The sequence below is a fragment of the Pseudoxanthobacter sp. genome (genome assembly GCF_036822375.1).
Classification (GTDB): domain Bacteria; phylum Pseudomonadota; class Alphaproteobacteria; order Rhizobiales; family Segnochrobactraceae; genus Pseudoxanthobacter.
Genome location: NZ_DAISHT010000054.1, coordinates 7,806 through 11,241, shown reverse-complemented (window position 1 = coordinate 11,241; position 3,436 = coordinate 7,806). Strand labels below are relative to the sequence as shown.

At 71.2% G+C, this 3,436-nt stretch carries 3 protein-coding genes; all 3 read right to left on the bottom strand.

Translation table 11 applies throughout. The features are described from left to right. Window positions 1-81 precede the first annotated feature (81 nt). Complete coding sequence (locus V7067_RS07570; RefSeq protein WP_334175278.1) at window positions 82-495, bottom strand: hypothetical protein; 414 nt, start codon at window positions 493-495, stop codon at window positions 82-84. A 125-nt stretch (window positions 496-620) separates the two neighbouring features. After that, window positions 621-2,744: a S9 family peptidase gene (locus V7067_RS07565; RefSeq protein ID WP_334175277.1), complete on the bottom strand. Its 2,124-nt coding sequence runs from the start codon at window positions 2,742-2,744 to the stop codon at window positions 621-623. Window positions 2,745-2,797: 53 nt separating this feature from the next. After that, window positions 2,798-3,232, bottom strand: a complete 435-nt coding sequence (gene msrB / locus V7067_RS07560) for a peptide-methionine (R)-S-oxide reductase MsrB (RefSeq protein WP_334175276.1) — start codon at window positions 3,230-3,232, stop codon at window positions 2,798-2,800. Window positions 3,233-3,436: the final 204 nt, after the last annotated feature.

Genomic DNA, 3,436 nt, shown 5'->3' with positions numbered 1-3,436 from the left:
AGCAAGCCCGGATCAGCAAAGACCGGATCAGCAAAGACCGGGGCCGCGATCCCGGGGTGGAAACCGCGTGGCCGCGGCCGGTCAGGGCCGGAAACCGGGCGAGCAGGCGGCGACGTTGGTCCAGTCCGGCCAGTCGGTCTGCATCCAGTAGAGCCAGTTGCGGCAGTCGATTTCGCGCACGAAGCAGCCCCATTGCGAGGTTTGCACTTCGTCATCCCAGATGTTGGTGCGCCAGCCGACATAGCGGCCGAACCACAGCTTGCCGGCGCCGAAGGTGCCGGCGGCCTGACGGCAGTCCATCGGGATCGGGCGGGGCTTGACCGGCGGCGCCTGCGCGGCCGCCTGCGCCGCCTCGGCATTGAGCTGCGCCTGTGTGGCGGCCCCGGCCGCGGGCGCGAAGGCAAGCGTGAGCGCCAGCCCGCAGGCCGCAAGGCACGGCGCGGCGCCCCTGCGATGGCGGCGGCGGCGAAGGCGTGATCCCGGTTGGGCCGTCATCGGCCATTCCCCTGCGACAGGGCCGGCACGCATCGCCGGCAAGGGCAGAATAGGCCGCTGCGCGCCGCCCGCATAGCCGGGCGCGCGCGACATTTGCGGCTCTCCCCCGCTGCGGCGCGCCGGCTTCAGGCGCGGCCGGTGACGGCGAGCGCGAAGGCCTGCACCAGCGCCACTTCCTCCAGCCGGGCGAAGCGGCCGGCGGCGCCGCCGTGGCCGGCCTCCATGTTGGTGCGCAGCAGCAGCGGATTCGCATCGCTCCTGAGCGCGCGCAGCCGCGCCACCCACTTGGCCGGTTCCCAGTAGGTGACACGCGGGTCGGTGAGACCGGCGAGCGCCAGAATGGCCGGATAGGCCTGCCGGCTTACCGCGTCATAGGGCGAATAGCCCTTGAGGCGGAAATAGGCCGCGGCATCGGTGATGGGGTTGCCCCATTCCGGCCACTCCGGCGGGGTCAGCGGCAGGGTGTCGTCGAGCATGGTGTTGAGCACGTCGACGAACGGCACGGCGGCCACGATGCCGGCGAAGAGCTGCGGCGCCATGTTGGCGACCGCGCCCATCAGCATGCCGCCGGCCGAGCCGCCTTCGGCCACGATGCGGCCTTCCGCGGTGAAACGCTCCGCGATGAGATGGCGGGCGGCGGCGATGAAATCGGTGAAGGTGTTGGTCTTGTGCTCGCGCCGGCCGCCGGCATACCAGCGCCAGCCCTTGTCCTTGCCGCCGCGCACATGGGCGATGGCATAAACGAAGCCGCGGTCGACGAGCGACAGCGCATTGGTGGAAAACGAGGCCGGAATGGCGATGCCGTAGGCCCCGTAGCCATAGAGCAGGCAGGGCGCGGAGCCGTCGAGCGGGGTATCGCGCCGGTGCAGCACGGACACGGGCACCCGCTCGCCGTCGGCCGCCACGGCCTGCAGGCGGCGCGTGACATAGAGCGCGGGATCGTGGCCCGAGGGCACCTCCTGCTCCTTGCGCAGCACACGGGTGCGCGCCTCCATGTCGTAATCGTAGACGCGGGCGGGCGTCGTCATCGACGAATAGGTAAAGCGCAGGGTGGTGGTATCGGCTTCGTAGCCGTCCGACTGGCCGAGCGAATAGGCTTCCTCGTCGAAGGCGATGGCGTGTTCGGCGCCGTCGGCGATGCGGCGCACCACGATGCGCGGCAGCCCGCCTTCGCGCTCCAGCCGCACGATGTGGTGGCGGAAGGCGGTGTGCGACAGGATCAGGCAGCCGGGACGATGGGCCACGAGATCGCGCCAGTGATCGCGGCCCGGCGCGGCGAGCGGCGCGGTGACGAGGCGGAAATCCTCCGCGCCGCCGGAATTGGTGAGGACCACGAAATCATCGCCGCCGCCGTGATCGAGGCCGTAGATCTCGGCGGTGACGCGCGGGGCGACCAGCGCCGGGGCGGCCCCCGGCCGGCTCTGGTCGATGAGCCAGGTTTCCGAGGTTTCGTGGTCGTGGATATCGATGGTCAGGAAGCGGCCCGACTGAGTGCGCCCGACCGAGACGAAGAAGCCGGGATCGGCCTCCTCGTAGACCAGCGTATCGGCCTGCGCAGCCGTGCCGAGCACATGGCGCCAGACCGAGGCCGGGCGGTGCTCCTCGTCGAGGCGGACATAGAGGAAGGCCTCGGAGCCCGCCTCCCACACCGCATCGCCGCCGGTGTTGGCGATGACGTCGGCGGTATCGGCCCCGGAGGCCAGATCGCGCACCCGCAGGGTGAAGGCCTCGCCGCCGGTCTCGTCGGCGCCGTGCAGCAGAAGGGCGTGGTCGGGGGAGTGCTCGGCAAGGGCAAGGCGGAAATAGGCCTTGCCGGCGGCCTCGCGGTCGCCGTCGAGCAGCACCTCTTCCGCCCCGCCGGCGCGCGGCGTGCGCACCACCAGCGGCTGTTCGCCGCCCTCGCGGTAGCGCATGGCATAGGCAAACGGGCCGTCGGGGGCGGGCACGGAGCTGTCGTCCTCGCGAATGCGGCCGCGCAGTTCGGCGACGAGCGTCCGGCGCAGACCGTCGAGCGGGGCCAGCACGGCGCTGCAATAGGCGTTCTCCGCTTCCAGATAGGCGCGGATTTCCGGCTCCAGCACGGAGGGATCGGTCATCACCGCCCGCCAGTCGGCGCTGCGCAGCCACGCATAGTCGTCGGTGCGGGTGTCGCCGTGGTGGGTGGAGGTCACCGGCCGCACCGCCGCCACGGGCGCGTCTGCACTGCGGGGATCGAGGCGGAGAGGCGTGGCGGCAGAGCGGTCGGTCATCGGTCGGTCGGGTCCTGAGGCGGAAGAGCGGAGGGGGAGGCCGGCAGCGCCGGTCAGGCCTTGTCGTCGGGCACGAACTTCAGGGCCGTGCCGTTGATGCAGTAGCGCAGGCCGGTGGGCGGGGGGCCATCCGGAAACACATGGCCGAGATGGGCCTCGCAGCGCGCGCAGCGCACCTCGGTGCGATGCATGAGGAAGGAGCGGTCATCGTGCTCTTCGATGGTGTCTTCGGCAACCGGCGTGAAGTAGCTCGGCCAGCCGCAGCCGGCATCGAACTTCGCCTCCGAGCGGAACAGCGGCTCGCCGCAGCACACGCAGGCATAGAGACCCGGGCGGGTCTCGTCCCAGTAGGGGCCGGTGAAGGCGCGCTCGGTGCCGGCCTTGCGGGTGACGTGATATTGCTCCGGCGTCAGCTCCGCCTTCCAGGCGGCATCTGACTTGATCACGCGCGCACGCGGCGCGGCTTTGGACGACGGGGCGTCGGGCATGGAATCACTCCTCGGGGCACAGGGAGCAGGCCGCAGGAACGGATGAAAGGAACAGACCGGAAAAGCCGGCGGAAACGGTCCGGCCGGGGGGCCGCCCGTGCGGCGGCCGCTGCCGGTTAGATAAGACGTCGGCGGGGGCGGGGCAATGCGCCGGCTGCTGCCGCGGTCCGGCTCCCGCTGCAGTCCGGTTCTTACCCCAGTCCG

Coding starts and splice junctions, on each gene's coding strand:
- V7067_RS07570 (WP_334175278.1), bottom strand. CDS start 495: ATGACGGCCCAACCGGGATCACGCCTTCGCCGCCGCCGCCATCGCAGG.
- V7067_RS07565 (WP_334175277.1), bottom strand. CDS start 2,744: ATGACCGACCGCTCTGCCGCCACGCCTCTCCGCCTCGATCCCCGCAGT.
- msrB (WP_334175276.1), bottom strand. CDS start 3,232: ATGCCCGACGCCCCGTCGTCCAAAGCCGCGCCGCGTGCGCGCGTGATC.